The sequence below is a fragment of the Streptomyces antioxidans genome (genome assembly GCF_000968685.2).
In the GTDB taxonomy this organism is placed as follows: domain Bacteria; phylum Actinomycetota; class Actinomycetes; order Streptomycetales; family Streptomycetaceae; genus Streptomyces; species Streptomyces antioxidans.
The window spans coordinates 1-1,044 of sequence record NZ_LAKD02000232.1 but is presented as its reverse complement, the minus strand read 5'-3'; the positions used below and the strand labels follow the sequence as shown (position 1 = coordinate 1,044).

At 68.5% G+C, this 1,044-nt stretch carries 1 protein-coding gene; it reads left to right on the top strand.

Annotated features, from left to right (window positions below):
- On the top strand, window positions 1–1,038 hold a 1,038-nt coding region (locus VT50_RS37895), incomplete at its 5' end, for a tyrosine-type recombinase/integrase (RefSeq protein WP_079343992.1).
- Window positions 1,039–1,044: the final 6 nt, after the last annotated feature.

Here is a 1,044-nt window from a genome sequence, read left to right as displayed (position 1 = left end):
GCCGCAGGCCGCGGCCAAGTGACCGTCTACCGGTGCCTGGCCACCCTCTCCAGCGCCCTGGGCGACGCCGTCCGCCAGCACCGCCTCACCCACAACCCCGCACGCCCCGCCGTCCTGCCCCGACCACCCACCGCCGAGCGACGCATCTGGACAGCCGAGGAAGCAACCCACTTCCTGCGCTACTGCCACCACACCGACCCACTCATCGCCGACCTGTGCGAACTCCTGATCGGCACTGGCATGCGCAAAGGGGAAGCACTCGCCCTCCACTGGCACGACGTGCACCTCAACGAAGGGGTTCTCTACGTCCGTTACACCCTCTCGGCCATCAACAACGCCCGCCTGGTCATCACCTCGCCCAAGACCCGCAGCAGCAAGAACTGGGTCGCCATCTCACCGCGCGTGGCAGCCGCTCTCACACGCCGCGCAGCCGAAGCCCCGGATTCAGCACTGTCTGACCGCTCCTCGGATCCCTTCACCGGACTGGTCTTCTGCCGACCCGACGGCCGCCCACTGCGACCTCAGACCGTCCTGGACCGCTTCCGCCGCCGCGCCAAAGAAGCAGGCGTCCCCCGCATCACCCTGCACGACCTGCGACACCTCGCCGCCACCCTCTCCATCACCGCGGGCACCCCACTCACCGTCGTCTCCAAAACCCTGCGGCACTCCACCCTCTCCACCACCGCCAACCTCTACAGCCACCTCACCCAGCAAGCCGCCCACGACGCCGTAGACGCCATCAACACCGCACTCGCCCAAGCCGATCCGGCCGCCGATTGCCATCCGCACTGGCCAGCCTGGCTGCGACCACGCCGCGACCACCCGAACAGGCCCCGGGCGCGTCTCACGCTGCCCTACTTCGCCGCCCCGGCCGCCAGTTCACCGAGCGCCTCCACGCCTCAAGGCGTGCGTGCGACCACCATGCGACCACCACGCCGCACAACACGAAGAAGGCCGCCTTCCCATCTCTGGAAAAACGGCCTCCGACCTGCGAAAACGCTGGTCGGGACGACAGGATTTGAACCTGCGACCCCTTGACCCCCA